The 17,104-nt window shown below is 48.5% G+C and carries 11 protein-coding genes; 7 read left to right on the top strand and 4 right to left on the bottom strand.

All coding sequences use genetic code 11. The features are described 5' to 3' along the window. Window positions 1–33: 33 nt before the first annotated feature. The 3 genes from QUA45_RS07795 to QUA45_RS07785 form a co-directional block, all read right to left on the bottom strand. Complete coding sequence (locus tag QUA45_RS07795; RefSeq protein WP_445305294.1) at window positions 34–903, bottom strand: aldose epimerase family protein; 870 nt, start codon at window positions 901–903, stop codon at window positions 34–36. 137 nt (window positions 904–1,040) lie between these two features. Next, window positions 1,041–3,119, bottom strand: coding sequence for a CapA family protein (locus QUA45_RS07790; RefSeq protein ID WP_333220166.1), 2,079 nt, complete (start codon window positions 3,117–3,119; stop codon window positions 1,041–1,043). 12 nt (window positions 3,120–3,131) lie between these two features. Continuing rightward, entirely contained in the window at window positions 3,132–3,287 is a 156-nt protein-coding gene (locus tag QUA45_RS07785) for a hypothetical protein (RefSeq protein WP_158307982.1), read from the bottom strand. Window positions 3,288–3,888: 601 nt separating this feature from the next. Between QUA45_RS07785 and QUA45_RS07780 the strand changes: the two genes are divergently transcribed. Then, entirely contained in the window at window positions 3,889–4,200 is a 312-nt protein-coding gene (locus QUA45_RS07780; RefSeq protein WP_006633466.1) for a DUF6679 family protein, read from the top strand. 322 nt (window positions 4,201–4,522) lie between these two features. Here the strand turns inward: QUA45_RS07780 and QUA45_RS07775 are convergent, their stop codons facing one another. Next, on the bottom strand, window positions 4,523–6,157 hold the full coding sequence (locus QUA45_RS07775) for an MBL fold metallo-hydrolase (RefSeq protein ID WP_333220174.1): 1,635 nt from the start codon (window positions 6,155–6,157) through the stop codon (window positions 4,523–4,525). Between the two features lie 1,600 nt (window positions 6,158–7,757). Between QUA45_RS07775 and QUA45_RS07765 the strand changes: the two genes are divergently transcribed. The 6 genes from QUA45_RS07765 (at window position 7,758) to QUA45_RS07740 (ending at window position 17,083) form a co-directional block, all read left to right on the top strand. Next, window positions 7,758–8,954: a glycosyltransferase gene (locus QUA45_RS07765; RefSeq protein WP_333095186.1), complete on the top strand. Its 1,197-nt coding sequence runs from the start codon at window positions 7,758–7,760 to the stop codon at window positions 8,952–8,954. Between the two features lie 950 nt (window positions 8,955–9,904). Further along, window positions 9,905–11,101 carry a glycosyltransferase gene (locus tag QUA45_RS07760; protein WP_333220164.1) on the top strand — a complete coding sequence of 399 codons (1,197 nt, stop codon included), beginning with the start codon at window positions 9,905–9,907 and terminating at the stop codon, window positions 11,099–11,101. Window positions 11,102–11,397: 296 nt separating this feature from the next. Continuing rightward, window positions 11,398–12,714: a glycosyltransferase family 2 protein gene (locus QUA45_RS07755; RefSeq protein ID WP_333095189.1), complete on the top strand. Its 1,317-nt coding sequence runs from the start codon at window positions 11,398–11,400 to the stop codon at window positions 12,712–12,714. A 257-nt stretch (window positions 12,715–12,971) separates the two neighbouring features. Further along, window positions 12,972–14,222, top strand: a complete 1,251-nt coding sequence (locus tag QUA45_RS07750) for a glycosyltransferase (protein WP_333220162.1) — start codon at window positions 12,972–12,974, stop codon at window positions 14,220–14,222. Next, a complete protein-coding gene (locus QUA45_RS07745) occupies window positions 14,219–15,010 on the top strand; it encodes an ABC transporter permease (RefSeq protein ID WP_333220161.1) in 792 nt (263 codons plus the stop codon). The genes QUA45_RS07750 and QUA45_RS07745 overlap by 4 nt, the downstream gene beginning before the upstream one ends. Then, window positions 15,011–17,083: a Wzt carbohydrate-binding domain-containing protein gene (locus QUA45_RS07740; protein WP_333220159.1), complete on the top strand. Its 2,073-nt coding sequence runs from the start codon at window positions 15,011–15,013 to the stop codon at window positions 17,081–17,083. Window positions 17,084–17,104 lie beyond the last annotated feature (21 nt).

The raw sequence follows: 17,104 nt of genomic DNA, 5'->3' as shown, positions 1-17,104 counted from the left end.
GTAGCACCCCTCATTTGAAATAGCAAGTGTTTTTTAAACAAAATTTGCCGTCATGCGAACCAGCATCTCGCAAGTCGCTCCCGGCTGCAAATACATCAAGTGTTCGCCAGTGTTGAGGGCATTTCGAGGAGCAGTCCAAGGTTCCAAACAGTAAAAATCCTTGCCCTTCACCATCCAGAAAACCAACTTCCCATAGCTGGAGTTGTAACTGAGGGTGAGCCGCAAGCCGCTCGCCGCGTCAGTGACAGTAGCAGCAAGACCAGTGAGTTCGTCAAAGGAAACATCAATTTCATCCAACGTCGGGTCAAAAACTCCAGTGAAGTAACCCTTTTCATGGGTGTTCTGATCTCTGTACTGCATCCCTGGAATATCAAAGCGCAGCTTAGATTTGTCCGTCGCCAAAAAGTAGGGGTGCAAACCACTAGAAAACGGCATGGGTTCAGCAGACAGATTGGTATATCGCTGAAAAATTTCCAAAGAATTGCCTTTAATCTGATAAGTGAAGGCTAGTTGGAAATCAAAGGGATAAACAGCCAGCGTCTTGTCGCTGCTGTCGAGAATCAGCGTAATAGCAGCGCAACCCTCCGTAACTTGTTCGCCTATTGTCCAAGGCAAGTCTCGAGCAAAGCCGTGCTGTTTGAGCTGACGCTCGACTCCCTTGTGCGTGTAAGTATTGTCGGGGAGATTGCTGCAGATGGGAAACAGGATGGGAATCCCGCCACGTACAGTTAGATCGGGATTGGCGAACCGTTCCGCGTCCAAATAGAAGATTTCTTTGCCTTCAACCAGCCAGCTAGTGGCAATACCGCCCCGTTCCGGCACAACTTCTAGAGTAGAGTTAGCGGCTTCGTCGGAGAGGATATAGGTTTTGTACTGCTTTTGCTTGAGCGCGATCGCAAACACATTTGTCATCGGTAGTAGGTCATTGATCATTGGTTGTCAGTAAATCAGTCGTTAATAAATGGTCGCTAGTATCTTGATGTTCACCCATTACCGCCCTTATCCTCCCCCTGCCTCCTCGTTGTTCCGACCCCCACCGGCTAACCAATTCTCCCAGCTATAGGAGGCAGGGCGATCCGGTGATTGGAGCGTTTGCTGCTGTTAGCTGGAACGGTCGCGGATGCCGGCTGCTTTTTGAGTGCGACTTCAAAAGATACAGCCCGAGTGGGGGGAAGATAGCTTTGGGGACTCGGCACTGCTCCTTGACTAGGAGATGGGGGCGAAATAAACGGTTCTTTGATAAATGGCTCTTTTGTAAACGGCTCTGGTTCCCCGCTGGGATTTTGAGGTTGAGTGGGGTAGATGCGCGGCGGCAAATTTTGATTCAGAGGCGGATTTGACTCAATTGCAGGCCCTGTCCCGTTCGGGAAAAATGAGGAGTTGTCCGGCTGTTGGGGCGCAGCCGGCAAAGCCGGCAAAATCAAAGTAGGTTTGGGTTGTGCGGGCCCTTGCTGAGTGCTTTCACCAGAGGTTCCCCCGGAACCTCGCCCGGGCTGGTATGTACCGCTCTTTGCTGCTCCTGGCAATGGAGAATTTGGAGTTTTTGATGCCGCTCCTGGCTGGACTAGGGCATCGAGAACTACAGAAGATTGCATCGGTCGATCGAAAATACTAGAAATTTGCTCGACGCGTTTGAGGATGCGATCGGCTGCGGCTCCCTTCACCACATTGGGCTGAAACTTTTTCACCTCCACAGGCAGAAACTCTACCTTCATATTCCTGTCTTTGAGCGATACTTTCAGGACTGCGGTATCGTAATCCCTGCGAGCATTGCCGCCGAATATAAAATTACCCAGCGAGTAAACTATCGGACGGCCCTTGTAAATTTCTGCACCTTGCAATACCTGGGGATGGTGTCCCACTACCAAATCAGCTCCTTGGTCGATCGTGAACCGAGCCAAATCAATCTGCCAGTCCCCCGGATAATCTGCCAATTCGACTCCCCAGTGGTAATTCACAATAATCCAGTCTACCTGACCCCTAAGAGCTTTAATATCCTCGGCCACGCGATTGTTACGGCGGGGGTTAGTGCCCGCTTTCCCTTGGTCAGCGACGTTAAGCTCGGCATCGTAATAACCGAGGTAGGCAATCCGCTGACCCTTAACTTCAATAATATCTGGACGCCTCGCTTCTTTAATATCTCTGCCGGCTCCCAGGTGTTGAATCCCACTATTATCTAGAGTATTCATCGTCTCCACCAGCCCCGGTTCCTCGTAATCCATAGCGCGGCTATTTGCCAGATTGACAATATCCACTCCTCCGGCTGTTAATACTTTCACCGATTCTGGATCGGCTTTAAAATTTAATTGTTTTTTGCCAGACCCCAATGTAGAGCGAGTCAGCGAGTTTTCTAGGTTAACCATCGCCACATCTGCTTGCCGGTACTCGTCCATATTGGCGAAAGCCCATTGGTGATCGTTGGCAGCAGATGCTCCGAGCGCATCCGATAGATTCACATTTCCTCCGAACATCAGCGTTACTGTTGGGTCGTAAGGATTAGCAACTTGCTTTTGCTGTACTACTGGTACCACTTCTAAGGCCGCTTGCACCGTATCTGCACGTTTTGGAGGCGGCCCCGACATTAGCGCAGTTTGCTGGTAGCCGGATACTGGAGATACTAACTGCAGGGTCAGAGCTTCGTGGTAGCTAACCCAACACCCTAAAATAAAAGAGGCAAGTGCCGATCCCACTAGCAGCAGAGAACGATACGTTTTAAATTTAACCCAATCGACGACTGGTAGGGAACGGTAACGCCGACGCTGGCGGTTTGCCGGAGTGACAATTCGCACTGACTGTTTCCAGAGAATGTCTGCATCCCCAGCCAAGCGCGCGTGAATTCGCACTCCTTCTACTGCTGGCGAGTTGAGTCTCCAAAGTTGGTGGCAAATAAATTTGACTAAGCCTTCGCGGAGAGTGCTCCCGAGTAATGTAGTATCTGGCGCAAATTCGCGCTGGAATTCTACGAGGATTTGGACGCAGCCGGCCTGAGCCTGTTCGACGCGGGCATAAATCCCTTCGGGTCGCAGCAAGCTGTCAATCCAGTAATTGAGGGCTTGAAAGTTGCCCGATCGCGCTAGCTCCAAGATAGACGGCTGCGACCAATTTTCTGCGTACACCATCAATTAGCCTCCTTAATACGCACGAGCAATGACTCCAATTTGTTTTGAACGGAACCGCAATTCTTTTAGCTTAACCGCCACAGGTTCCGCTGCCCGTTTTGAAGCTAGTTGTTGGCCGCCACCATTTTCTACATTTAGGGGCTGCCTGCTGTCAGTGATTTTTATCACACTCAGGTCGGTAGATTTGAGATTTGAGATTTGAGATTTGAGATTGAGTTCACAGAGGGTAATCGGGGCCAGAACCAACGTCGAAACAAGAGGTTTCTGGGGGAATTGAGGCACAAGAGAGGGAGATTTATGAGGCAGAGTCTGTTTTTATTGTCGCTGTTTGAGTGTCGCTTTAGAGCTTTCGGTTTGAGATTTGAGATTTGAGATTGAGCCAAGAGGCCTTAGCGGACAATAAAACAAACGTCGAAACAATAGATTTCTGGGGGACTTGAGGCACAAGAGAGGGAGATTTATGAGGCAGAGTCTGTTTTTATTGTGGCTGTTAATCGCGTGCCTTTGTCAAGTCCTAATGCTTCGATCTATGCTGGCAAATGCCTCTCACGAGGGATGCCACTGGCTGCACAACCTGTAATTGGATAAATGGCGTACTAGATAGATTTGGTGGTAAAATCAAATTTGGTAACTCCCATCGGTACCAAAGTTGCGGAAAACGTGAAACTGGCCAGTCCATACGGCTGTGCCTTCCGATGTAAAACCCAAAGTACGTTACGGTAAACAGGCCATATTTTAAGCAAGTTACACTGCGCAGGAGAACTGACAAATGCTACAGCGCAAAATCTATCAACTCTGTTGTGATGGTCGTGAGGTTTCTATTTTTCTTCGAGATCAGCAACGTTGGATAGAGCGCGCTCGTATCCTAGATATTGAAGGGGATCTAGTCACGCTGCGCTACGAAACCGACGAAGAAGACGAAATCAGCTCTTGGGAAGAAATGGTGCGTCTCGAAAGTATTGGAGCTGTGTCCCAGAAGTTGGCTTCGGTGTCCCGAACTAACTGCGAACCCCTAGTTTCTGACGATTGTCCCGAAGCCGAACAAATTCGCAATCACTACCCGGACTCGAATTTGGAATAGTTTTGAGCTCGCGCTTGAGGCACAAGGAAAACTTGGGGGAAAAGAAAACGACTTTTCTCCCTTTTTTGTGGAGAAATTATGCAAAAAACCCGGTTTAGGCCAAACATATTCTGGGTTGTGACCACATAAGCTATTTTGCCTTTAAATTTAAGCTTGATGGGTGGATCTGCTGCCCACGGGACAACAGCGTAAATACACAGTAGTTTAAAAATTCAATGCGCGACACCCTAGCCCTGCTGAAACAGGGTTTTTTGTCTGGGTGCGTCCAGGGCTGTTCTTTTGTTTTCTAGGCCTGCAGGCTGGTTTGTAGGTATCCGAGAGCTTATTCGCCGTCTGTTTCGCGATCTAGGAAAAGTTCCGACTCCGGTATCGCTTTAAATACGGGACAGTAACCGTCGGGGGTAACTTTAAAGCCAAACAAAGCACTGGACTGGTTCCAACAGCGCTGGCTGCGGTAGTGCTGACAATTGCCGCAGCATTCGAGGTTTGCCTGAACGGCGCTGCCTTGAAAAAGCAGTTCCCGCTGGGAGATGCCGCGCAGTACCAGCTCTTCGCCTTGCCAGCGCGCTTCTACCAAACCGGTATCGGCAAAATTGGCCCACCGAGGATCGGCTGTAATCGGACTCGGTAAGCTAATTGCTACCTCTGTCCCCAATTCGCTGAGTTCTCCCTCATAGTTGGTTTCTGGGATAGCGGGCTGCAAAAACATTTCCCCGATCGGCAATTCGACAAGTGTTCCGGCCGCCGGAGTGTGCAACTGGTAGCGGTTTCGCAGCTCGTCCAAGTTAGCCAAGTCAGCCAAATATGCAGGGGAACCGTGGAGTAAAATTACGTGCTGGGGACGCAAATTGTGGATGAGTTGGGTCGTCCCGGGCCCGTCGCAGTGTTCGGCTAGCAGATAAGTTTCGACACTTGTGACTCCAGATTCGGGCCTGTTGCCCAGCCAGTCGCTGACGGGATATCCTGGTTTTTGAGGGGCGAGCAAAATCCAAGGATGTGTGCCATCGGCAACATACAAAGCCAAATCAGCTAACTTGTCTGTAATTACAATACAGGGCGTGGCTCCCAATCCGGGGCGTTGTTCGGCAGACAGCCGGCGGACGCGGGGTTTCACCCTTTCGTCCCAAAACAAAGGTTGGTGCAGAGCAAAATTTTGGACGGCGGTGGGAAATTGGGGTAACAGTTCCAGATAAGCGTCGCACCCGTCGGCGACAGTGCCGTCCACCCAAATATCCAAGTCGCGGCCAGTAAAGTAGTGGTGACTGCGGAGCAGCATCAGCATTTCTTGGCCCAAACCAAGGGCCGGCGCGGGCAGCAGTACCGAGTACCCGTCGGCGATGGCGCGGTGGATGCGATCGGCTAACTGATTTTCCAGTTGTCGGCGGTGAGGGTGGCGCGCCGTGCCGTAACTGCCTTCCAAAATTAACACATCCGGCTTCATGCCCCTGAGTTCTCCCAGGGGTAAACCTTCCACCAAACGAGAATTGGACAGGAAAAAGTCGCCGGTGTAAACCACTGTGTAGGTGCGGTGCGGGGCGGCATAAGTCAGCAGCACAGTCGCCGCTCCGGGCAAATGACCCGACGGGAACAACTGCACGCTCAGTCCGGGGCGCACTTCTAGCGGCGACTGCCAGGGCAGTCCCTGACAGAACCGGGACTCTGGCTGCTGAGCCAGTTCTGGCCAGTTGAGCGGTAGCAGTCGCGCTGTCACTTCGCTGGCGTAAATTGGCAAGTGGGGGAAAGATTGATGGAGTGCTAGCAAACCTCTGGCATGGTCAGAGTGGGCGTGGGTACACACCACAAAATCGGCTGGCAGCGATCGATTTAGTGTCGCTGACAGCGGTGCAATATCCTCTATACCGCAGTCGAGTAAAATGCGGTGCGGCCCCATTCGCACTAGCAGACAGACCCCTTCCTGTGCGTGGCCTGCGCCGTAAGGTAAACAATCGAGATCCATCACTGCGGTTAGCTCCCTGCTTTGCACGCAACTTGCAGTATCGCCACATTTAAACATTGGTTGCGACTGCATTCATTCGATCGAGTTCAGTCTCGGACGCTGAAACCGGGTTTGATGGACAAAAACACTTTGTTGCCGCCCCCGCTCCCGGTTAAAAAACCCGGTTTATCAAAGTTCTGGTGCGTAAGCCCTAGAGCTTAATGTTTGCTCGAAGGCTCCGGCTCTCGTGCAAGGAAAGTAATTGCACTTAAGATTTGATGCAGCGCCCAGAAAGCGATTTTCCGAAGGCATGGGCCGGACGGGCATTCGGCCTTGGACAAAGTTCAGGCTACTGGTTCTTGCATCAAAAGTTACATTTTATTGCACCATGTAAGAGCAGCGAGCTCGATCTCATATTCTGAGTTTTAAACCTTTTTCCACAATTTGCGCCTGCTAAAAGGTAATCTTTTTTATGAGAAGATTTTAATTCAGATGACCAAACATCTTGATAAAACTTTACAATTCTTCATTTTCAGGGTTTTGAGGGTCGTGTATAGTCCAATCTGAAAAACGAAGAACCAGCATCGTGCTAGCTAACAGCTTTTGTCAGGGCAGAGAGAGACTTTATGAGCTTGCTCGGTTTCTTTGTAAAAGTTTGATACATTCTTCTAAGCAAATCTTGTGGCGATCGAGGAGGGAGTGTAAATGGCTTTTTGACCGAAAGCATCCAGGATACAATCCCCCGGATTCATCCGTGCAGAAATAAAAAACCTGTATCCGATAAAGTCGCCCCCGAATTTATCGGTGGGGTCAATACTTCAATTCTAAAATCTAAAATCTAAAATCTAAAATCTAAAATCTAAAATCTAAAATCTAAAATCTAAAATCTAAAATCTAAAATCGATTGACTGCCCCATAATACGTTTGTTTACTCCGCTCATTGACTAGGGGGCAAAAGGATGCGTTTTTTTTGTTTAACCCCAAACATAGCCACATAAATTCCCAAACAATAGATGATATTTATCCTGTAAAAATACTACTAACTTGCCAGAAGTAATCTCAGCTCGATGAGTCTCCAACCAGCCTGTAATCTCCTGTTTTTTATCATTTCTGGGTCTAATTTAGGGTTGAGTTTGGGAGTGTTTTTCACCTAATCCGTGCGCGGTTTAATCGCGAAAGTTTGAAGGGCGAGAGTGTTTAATTGTTTGGTATGTTTTCTAGAATAGTATCAGAGCGCAATTAAATCTGAAATGAGGAGCGATCGCACAAACCCGGTTTGAGCAAAAAATCTGGTTTTTAGATTTAGTATTAATGGGGAGACTGGGGAGCGCGCCGACCGCCAATAACACCTGCAATTGACACCTGCCTGGAGGTGCGAAGGTTTTTGATAAAAAATATTATGATGTAGCAAAAAAACTTGACATCAGCGGGTAATCGAAAGTAAAAATAAATAATAGCCATAACAAAAAGAGGCTTTATGTTTGATTCGCGATAGGCGATCGGCAAGTATGGCATTGAGAAGTTGCTATACCCTAAAACAATTTCTGCTAAAATACATCCGGTAATATACGGAGTATCTAGGATTTTTTCGCAATCTAAAATCTAAAATCTAAAATCTAAAATGGCAACAGCTATTCTTGAGCTGGAAATATCCAAACTCCCGCCAGAAATTACGGTTGAGGAGCGTTACAGCAAAGCCTTGATTTTAATTCGACTGCACGGAAAACCGATCGGCCAAGCTCTTTTTTACGTAGTCGGAGGCCGCATTGGCGGTGACGAATTACGGAAAACACTGAGGAATTGTGCTGGTGACAACTTGTGGAAAAACTTGCTCTACGACACTCTAGAATGGGATGAGCGGGGGTCGGTGGAGGCATTGCCGATCGCCACAGTAGCGGTTTGCACGCGCGATCGACCGGAAGATTTGCGGCGCTGTCTAGACGCGCTGATGCAGCTCCCAGATGATGGTCAGGAATACTTAGTAATTGACAATTGTCCCAGCACGGACGCTACCAAGGAACTGGTCAAAAATTATCCACAAGTCCGCTATGTGCGCGAAGACTTAGCAGGCTCCAGCGCTGCCCGTAACCGAGCTTTATGCGAAGCTAAACATGAATTCGTAGCGTTTACAGATGACGATGCTGCCCCCGATCCGAACTGGCTGCGATCGCTGTTGTGGAATTTTAGCGATCCGCGAGTGATGTGCGTCACAGGGCTGGTGATGCCCTTGGAACTGGAAACCGAAGCGCAAGAATGGTTTGAGTGCTACAGCCCCCACGGGCGGGGATTTGAGCGCCGAGTTGTTGATGGGGCGCACTGCAATCCTCTGATTGTGCATCTTGTGGGAGTTTCGGCGAGTATGGCTTTGCGGAAAAGTTCGATCGACTACATTGGCCTGTTTGACGAAGCTTTGGGGGCGGGAACACCCACGGTGGGCGGCGAAGACTGTGAACTTTTTGCCCGCATTTTGCGCGCGGGCTACTGCATTGTCTACGAGCCGAGAGCATTGAGCTGGCACCGCCATCGGCGCACTTGGGAAGAATTGCGAAAAACGCTCCAAGGCTACGGCATCGGAGTCTATGCTTTCTGGACGCGGATGTTTGTAATGAACAGAGAATTCAGTGTGCCTTTATTAGCCTGGGGATGGCTGCGGTATAAGCAAATTCCTGAATTAATTGCTTCTTGGCGAAAGCAACCGGGCTGTATTCCTAGCGATTTACTTTTGGCTCAACTGCGGGGGTGCATTAGCGGGCCGATGGCTTATTTTTCTTCTCGCAAGCGGTTGCGGGAAGTTAAAGGGGAAGTCAATCGATTTTAGATTTTAGATTTTAGATTTTAGATTTACTCCACAGATGAATCTGGAAAATCAAACTAAGGTCTAAGCTTTTTGGATTAGTCATTAGTCATTAGTCATTAGTCAGGAGGAACAGAGAGGTTCGGCAACGGATGGTGTAATAAATTCAAGGGATTTAACAGATGGATATTGAGGGGAGAAGGAAGAAGTAAGAGTGTTTGAAATTTTAATCACCACTTATAAGTTACCAAATACCAAATACCAAGGGTGGATCTCAGTTTTATACACGGAGGCCGGGCGCGTGCTGATTTGGGCAATGGCGAAAATGTGGGTCAGGCGGGTGAGATCGCTCATAAAGTGGGTTGTATAGGAGTGATTATTAGCTCAACTGGCCCCTACAAGACCCTACAAGATATTATGGTTTTTTGTGCCGTTATACTTAGCATTGGGCTTGATGTCAAAAAAGAGTATTTTATGGGCTCGGTCTCTATTCTCACAACGGGTTTGGGATTGCTATACAACTACCTAATTGAGAAAGTTGGAATTGCGAGAGTGCTTAATGGTTTGGTATATTGCCCTTGAATAGTACCCGATCGCAATTAAAGCGGAAATGAGGAGCGATCGCACAAACCGGGTTTTGTCAAAAAATCTGGTTTTTAGAGGTGGCATTAATAATGGCGAGGCTTGGTGGCGGTCTGCTGCCAATAACACCTTCAATTGACACAAGCCTCGACGAGGGATCGTTGCCGGTGGTAAAAGTTGTGTTGGGAAAAAACTTGACATCAGCGGGTAATTGAAAGTAAAAATAAATAAAAGCAATAAAAACAATGAGGCTTTATCTTTGATTCGCGATCAGCAATCGGCAAGTATGGCATTGAGAAGTTGCTATCCCCTAAAACAATTTCTGCTAAAATACCTCCGGTAATATAGGGAGTATCTAGGATTTTTTCCCAATCTAAAATCTAAAATCTAAAATGGCAACAGCTATTCTTGACCTGGAAATATCCAAACTCCCGCCAGAAATTACGGTTGAGGAGCGTTACAGTAAAGCCTTGATTTTAATTCGACTGCACGGAAAACCGATCGGTCAAGCTCTTTTGCCCGTAGTCGGAGGCCGCTTTGGCGGTGACGAATTACGGGAAACACTGATGAATGCTGCTGGTGACAACTTGTGGAAAAACTGGCTCTACGACACTCTAGAATGGGATGAGCGGGGGCCGGTGGAGGCATTGCCACTGGCCACAGTAGTAGTTTGCACGCGCGATCGCCCGGAAGATTTGCGGCGCTGTCTAGACGCGCTGATGCTGCTGCCAGATGATGGTCAGGAATACCTGGTAATTGACAATTGTCCCGCCACCGAGGCCAGCAGTGAATTGGTCAAAAATTACCCGAAAATCCGCTATGTCCGCGAAGATTTAGCGGGCGAGAGTGCTGCCCGCAACCGAGCTTTACGCGAAGCTAAACACGAATTCGTAGCGTTTACAGATGACGATGCTGCCCCCGATCCGAACTGGCTGCGATCGCTCTTGTGGAATTTTAGTGATCCGCGAGTGATGTGCGTCACGGGGCTGGTGATGCCCTTGGAACTGGAAACCGAAGCGCAAGAGTGGTTTGAGCGCTACAGCCCCCACGGGCGCGGCTACGAGCGCCGAGTGGTTGACGGGGCGTACTGCAATCCGCTGATTATAGCTCCAGTGGGGGTTTCGGCGAGTATGGCTTTGCGAAAAAGTTTGATCGACTACATTGGCCTGTTTGACGAAGCTTTGGGCGTGGGCACGCCCGCTAAGTGCGGTTCAGACAGCGAACTGTTTTCCCGCATTTTGCGATCGGGCTACCGCATCGTCTACGAACCGCGGGCTTTGAGTTGGCACCGCCACCGACGCACCTGGGAAGAACTACGCAACTTGCTGCGATGCTACGGAATCGGAGTCTATGCTTTCTGGACGCGGATGTTTGTAATCAACAAAGAATTTAGTGTGCCTCTATTAGCTTGGGGATGGCTGTATTACAAGCAAATTCCTGAATTATTTGCTTCTTTGCGAAACCAACCGGGCTGTATTCCTAGTGATTTACTTTTGGCTCAAATGCGGGGGTGCATTAGCGGGCCGATGGCTTATTTTTCTTCTCGCAAGCGGTTGCAGGAAGTTAAAGGGGAAGTTAATCGATTTTAGATTTTAGATTTTAGATTTTAGATTTACTCACATGATGAATCTGGGAAATGAAACTAAGTTCTAAGCTTTTGGGATTAGTCATTAGTCATTAGTCATTAGTCAGGAGGAACAGGGAAGTCCGGCAACGGATGGTGTAATGGATTTAAGGGATTTAACAGATGGATATTGAGGGTACAGGGAAGAAGTAAGAGTGTTTGAAATTTTAATCACCACTTATAAAAATCCCAATCCTAAATACCAAAAATTAATTTCCCAATTCCAAATAACAACTACTAATTACCAAATACCAATCTACTATGAATAGGGAAAATCCAACAATTAGCATAATTATTCCGAGCCACAATCGAAGTTCTTCGCTGCGGCGCGCTCTTGATGCTGTGCACTCGCAGACTTATCCGATCGACCTGCTCGAAGTTATTGTAGTGGCAGATAGCTGCATAGATGATACTTTGGCAATACTACAAGACTACAAAGCTCAGTTTAAACTGCAGGTGATCGAGGTAAATTGCCGGAGCGCTGCCATCGCCCGCAATACAGGAGCGGCTTCGGCTACCGGGCAATTGCTGCTGTTTCTCGACGACGACATCGAAGCGCTGCCGCCTTTGGTGGAAAGCCACGCGCGGGTTCACCGAGAGCGTCCGGGATCGGCTGTCATGGGCCCCTATCCGCCTAAGTTGCACGGAGGAACTAGGTTTTTTGACGTGGAAGTGCGCTCGTGGTGGGAAGAGAAGTTTTATCAGATGAGCCAACCTGGTCACCGATTTACTTATCAAGATTTGCTCAGCGGCAACCTTTCTTTGGATGCAGAACTGTTTGCTCGTATCGAAGGCTTTGATTCGGCTTTTGGGAACTGCGGCGGGGAAGATTACGAGTTTGGGCTGCGTTTGCTGAAAGCTGATGTACCTTTTGCTTTAGCGGAGGATGCTGTGGGCTATCATTACGAACACGAAACTAACAATCTCGATCGCTCTTTCCGCCGATCTCGTCAGGAAGGGCGATCGGATGTTTTGATCGGCCGCCGACACCCGGAACTCAGACCGACGCTGCACATAAAAGACTACGAAACTCCTTATTTTTTGGTAGACAAGATTGTGGTGGCGCTCACGTTTTTCTGGCCGGCGGTTATGGATTGGCTGGCTGTGGGAGGCAGGAAATCTCTGGATTTGCTCGAAAGCTTGGGGATGCGGGAAACTTGGCGGTGGTTGCGGGCAAAATTGCGCGGTTATTGGTATTTGCGGGGTGTGATTGATGAGCTAAAAAGTCGCTCTGCTATTTCTAGTTTTATGCAAGGGGGCCCGGCCCGTTCTGATTTGGGCGGACATGAAATTAACATTGATTTGCAGCAAGGTTGGGAAGCGGCAGAAAGTCTGCTGGACGCGGAACGACCGGCTGGGGTTTACCTGTATTACGACCAACTGGCAATCGGCCATATTTTTCCGCAAGCGGGGGCGGAACCGCTGCGGGGCGCTCATTTGCGATCGATTCTGGCGCTTCACTTTGCTCAACCACTGGCTGGGGCGATCGCGGTTAACGGTATGCCCCGCAGTGCTGAAACGCTTGAAGAAAAGCCTTTAGTTGCTTTTGAAACTTACGAGTTAGCCATTAATAGCTAAGTAAATAGGTGCAAATAAAGATTACAGGATGCGGGCAGGTGAGTGCCTTCATCTTCTCGCTTATATCTCGTTATGCTTAGCTAAACTAGCCCCTAGAAGATATTTTTTTTCGTGCATATCTACTGAATTCGGGGAAGTTAAACCAAAAACTCAAACCTCAAAAGTTGGGAAATTGGAAAATTGCCACCCCAAACTTAAAAGTCCCAAGTCAAAACTTTTCTATCTAGTGCCCGCTGCAAAATTTTCAGGAGCAAGTTATGGCAATAAAAGTTATGGAGATTGAGTTTGCCGAACAGATTAATCCGATTAGGCAACTCGAACAATACGAAGGAGTTCGGATTTTAGTTCGCTACCGGGGACGGCCTCTGGGCTGGGCTTATGTTAGTAACAATCCCTGGGAACAAACAATTTCCGCTGAGCGAGTGCGACAAACAATTCTGGATCAGTTAGGAAAAGAGTTGGTGCGATCGACTTTAGGAGAGCAGTTCGGCGCTGTTTCTGAAGCAGTGGCGGATCGCGACCTGCCGTCAATTAGCGTTGTCATCTGCACGCGCGATCGCACAGATTTGCTCAAAGGCGCTCTGGAAGCTCTGCTCGCCCTCGACTATCCGCACCGCGAAATTATCGTTATAGACAACGCTCCTGCAAGCAGCAGCACCGCTGAATTAGTCGCGCGATTGCCGGTACGCTACGTCAAGGAAGAACGGCCAGGATTGGACTGGGCGCGCAATCGCGGGATCGCGGAAGCGCGACATGAGATTATTGCTTTTACTGACGACGACGTGCGGCCCGATCGCGGTTGGTTGGGGGGTATTGCTTCGGCGTTTGCTGACCCAGAAATTATGGCCGTGAGCGGTTTAGTGGCGGCAGCCGAACTGGAAACCTTGCCGCAACAGCAATTTGAACTGATATACGGCGGAATGCTGCAACACCTCGACCGCCAGAAAACCGACGGTAGCAAGCTTTCTGTGCGGGAGTTGCTGTGGGCGAGCAAATACGGCGTGGGGGCGAATATGGCTTTCCGGCGGCAAGTTTTCGAGGCTGTGGGCAATTTTGACGTTGCTCTCGATGTGGGGACTGCAACTCGCGGTGGTGGGGATATTGAGATGTTTCATCGCATTTTGGCGAAGGGATACTCGACTTTTTATGAGCCGAGAGCTTTTGTGTGGCACTTGCACCGGCGCAGCGCCGAGGCTTTGAGCAAGCAGTTGCAGGATAACGGGCGCGGTTTTGGGGCTTATGTACTCACGTGCTATCGCAACCGCACTGTGCCGCGCTGGGAAATTTGGAAATTTGCTATGTTTCAGTGGCTTGGTTGGTGGCTGGTGCGCCGCTTGGGGGATCCGGGTTGGCTGCCGCGCAAGTTGGTAGTCAGCGAGTTGCTGGGAGCTCTCGACAGTCCTTTTGCTTACAGAAAAGCGCAGTTGCAGGCGCAGCATTTAGCTGAGATTGAGCCGGAAGAGCAGCTACAGTCCGAACCGCAGGAAGTCGCCGGAGGTGTGCGATGAAAAGTGTTCCCAGGCTGATTAACAGGCGCAAAATCGCTCATTTCTTCGATTTGCTGCGGGTATTGGTCGATCGCGATATGAAATTACTTTACAAGCGATCGGCTTTGGGGATTGCTTGGACTTTAATCAATCCGCTGTTGCAGTTAGCTGTATTTTCATTTGTATTTCGCTCTGTGGTACCGATTAACATTCCGCAATTTTCTTCCTTTGCTTTCAGCGGTTTATTAATCTGGAGTTGGTCTCAAACCGCATTATTTCAAGCAACGGGATTAATTACCAACAATAAAGCGCTAATCAGACAGCCAAATTTCCCCACGGCAATTTTGCCGGTAGTCACGACTATGACGGGCCTAATTCACTTTCTGTTAGCTTTGCCGGTGTTAATTATCTTTCTGGCAATTGATGGCGTTCAGCCGAGTGCAGTGCTGTTTGTGTTGCCGCTACTGATGGTTATTCAGTTTATTTTGACAGTCAGTTTGGCTTATCCCCTCGCCGCTTTGAATGTCACTTTTCGCGATACTCAGCACACTTTGGGCGTAGTTTTGCAGATGCTGTTTTACCTGACTCCGATTTTCTACGACCTCAACAGTGTCCCGAAACAATTTCAGCCTTTTTATCAGTTGAATCCTATGGTGCCACTGCTGGGAGCTTACCGCGCCATACTGCTCAAAGGTACGCAGCCGGATTGGCTGGCGCTGTTAATTGTTAGCTTGGTTGTGGCTGCTCTTTTGCCGATCGGACTGGGAATTTTTAGACGGCAAAGCAATACTTTCGTGGAGGAATTGTAAATGCGTCAAGCTATTGTTGTCAAGGGTTTAGGGAAACGTTTCAACCGCTACTCTGCAGATCGACCTTATACGATTATGGCGGCCGCTTTGGCGGGTTTTCGGCAGATGAAACCGCAGGCGCGCTTTTGGGCCTTGCGGGATATCAATTTCACTGTTTCTTCCGGGGAAATGCTGGGAATTCTCGGCAAGAATGGCGCGGGAAAATCGACGCTGCTGCAACTTATTGGCGGTATCGGCCACGCTCAAGAAGGAACTATTGAAGTTAATGGCAGAATTGGCGGTTTGTTGGATTTGGGTGCGGGTTTTCACTCGGATTTAACTGGCAGAGAAAATGTGTTTGTGGGTGCGGTGGTAGCCGGTTTGACTCGCCGGGAAGCGGCACGTCGGTTTGATGATATTGTTGAATTTGCGGAATTGCAACAGTTTATTGATAGTCCGATGCGGACTTACAGTACCGGGATGCAAATGCGGCTGGCTTTTTCGGTGGCGGTGCACACCGATCCAGAAGTGCTGTTAGTTGATGAACATTTGTCGGTTGGTGATGTGGCTTTTCAAAATAAATGTTTGAACAGAATCACCGAGTTTAAGAATCAAGGATGTGCGATTGTTTTGATTTCTCACAACGCGGCGCAAATTCATAAACTGTGCGATCGGGCTTTGTGGCTGAAATCAGGTGAAATCGTGGCTTACGGGGAACCAGAAGTGGTAGTCGGTCAGTATTTGTCAGAAATGCGCCCAGCCACCGAAAAACGCACTCCCATGCGTCCTCCTGAAATGACGACTACGGGTTCGCAACTGCGAATCAATGACAATCGCTTCGGTTCTTTGGAAGTAGAAATTACGGATGTTAAAGTGTTGCCGGATGATGAGATCAACAGTGGTGATCCTATTACTGTGGAAATTCATTATTCTGTACCGAAGCCAATTTCGGCTGCTATTTTTGGCGTGACAATTAGCCGGGAAGACGGTCAAAGTTGTTTTGATACTAATACTAATCAAATGGGCAGATTGCTGCCGCTGGCCGAAGGTAAAGGCAAAATTCGCCTGCACGTAGACAGGCTGGATTTAGGCAACGGTCAGTATTACGTGAATGCTGGGGTTTACGAGAAGAGTTTGGCTTACGCCTATGATTATCATTGGCACCTTTATCCGCTGTACGTGCGATCGACTGTAAGCCAAAAAACGATTCTTTGTCCGCCCTACCGCTGGGAATTTGATGGCAAAATGCAGGTTGCGGATTTACCAGAACCAATCGAAAAAGTTCACGCATTGAATAAGGATAATCCCGCCTATGCCAAGATTTCGACTCAGTTGAAAAATAAGCAGGAACCAGACTTTTTAATTATTGGCGCTCAAAAGTGCGGCACTGAACCTCTATCCGGCTATCTCGCCAATCACTTGCAAATTATCAAAGATGGTTCCCGCAACATTCACTTTTTTGATTTGAATTTCGAGCGGGGCGTTGATTGGTACAGCAAGCAGTTGACGCGCAGTGTGGCGGATGAGAAGGTGTTACTGTGGGAAATGACTCCTTACTATATTTATCATCCGTTGGTGGCCGAGCGGGTTTACAAGTGTTTCCCGGATGTTAAGCTAATTGTAATGCTGCGAAACCCGGTAAAACGAGCTTGGCTGCACTATCATCTAGAAGTCGCGATCGGCTGCGAAAAGCTGGATTTTGAAAAGGCGATCGCTTCCGAACCCGATCGCCTAAAAGGTGAAATTGAAAAGATCAAAGCCGATAAAGATTATTACAGTTTCAACCACCAACATTATTCTTATTTGTCGCGAGGAATTTATGTTGAACAAATCAGGAATTGGCTCGATTATTTTCCGAGGGAACAGTTGCTAATTCTCAAAAGCGAAGATTTTGAGGCAAATACCGACAAAGTTTTTTCGCAAGTGTTAGATTTCTTGGATATTAGTGCGATCGCAAGTAAAGAATATGAGATTAATACGGTCGAGGAGTACAGCAAAATACCAGCAGCAATCGAACAACAACTGACAGATTATTTCAAACCTTACAATCAGGAACTTTCTGATTTGTTAAAACAGGATTTTACTTGGATTTAGAATTGGCAGGTTGGGTTCAGA

The organism is Microcoleus sp. Pol12A5 (assembly GCF_036701435.1).
In the GTDB taxonomy this organism is placed as follows: domain Bacteria; phylum Cyanobacteriota; class Cyanobacteriia; order Cyanobacteriales; family Microcoleaceae; genus Microcoleus.
This window is presented reverse-complemented; position numbering and strand designations above follow the sequence as displayed.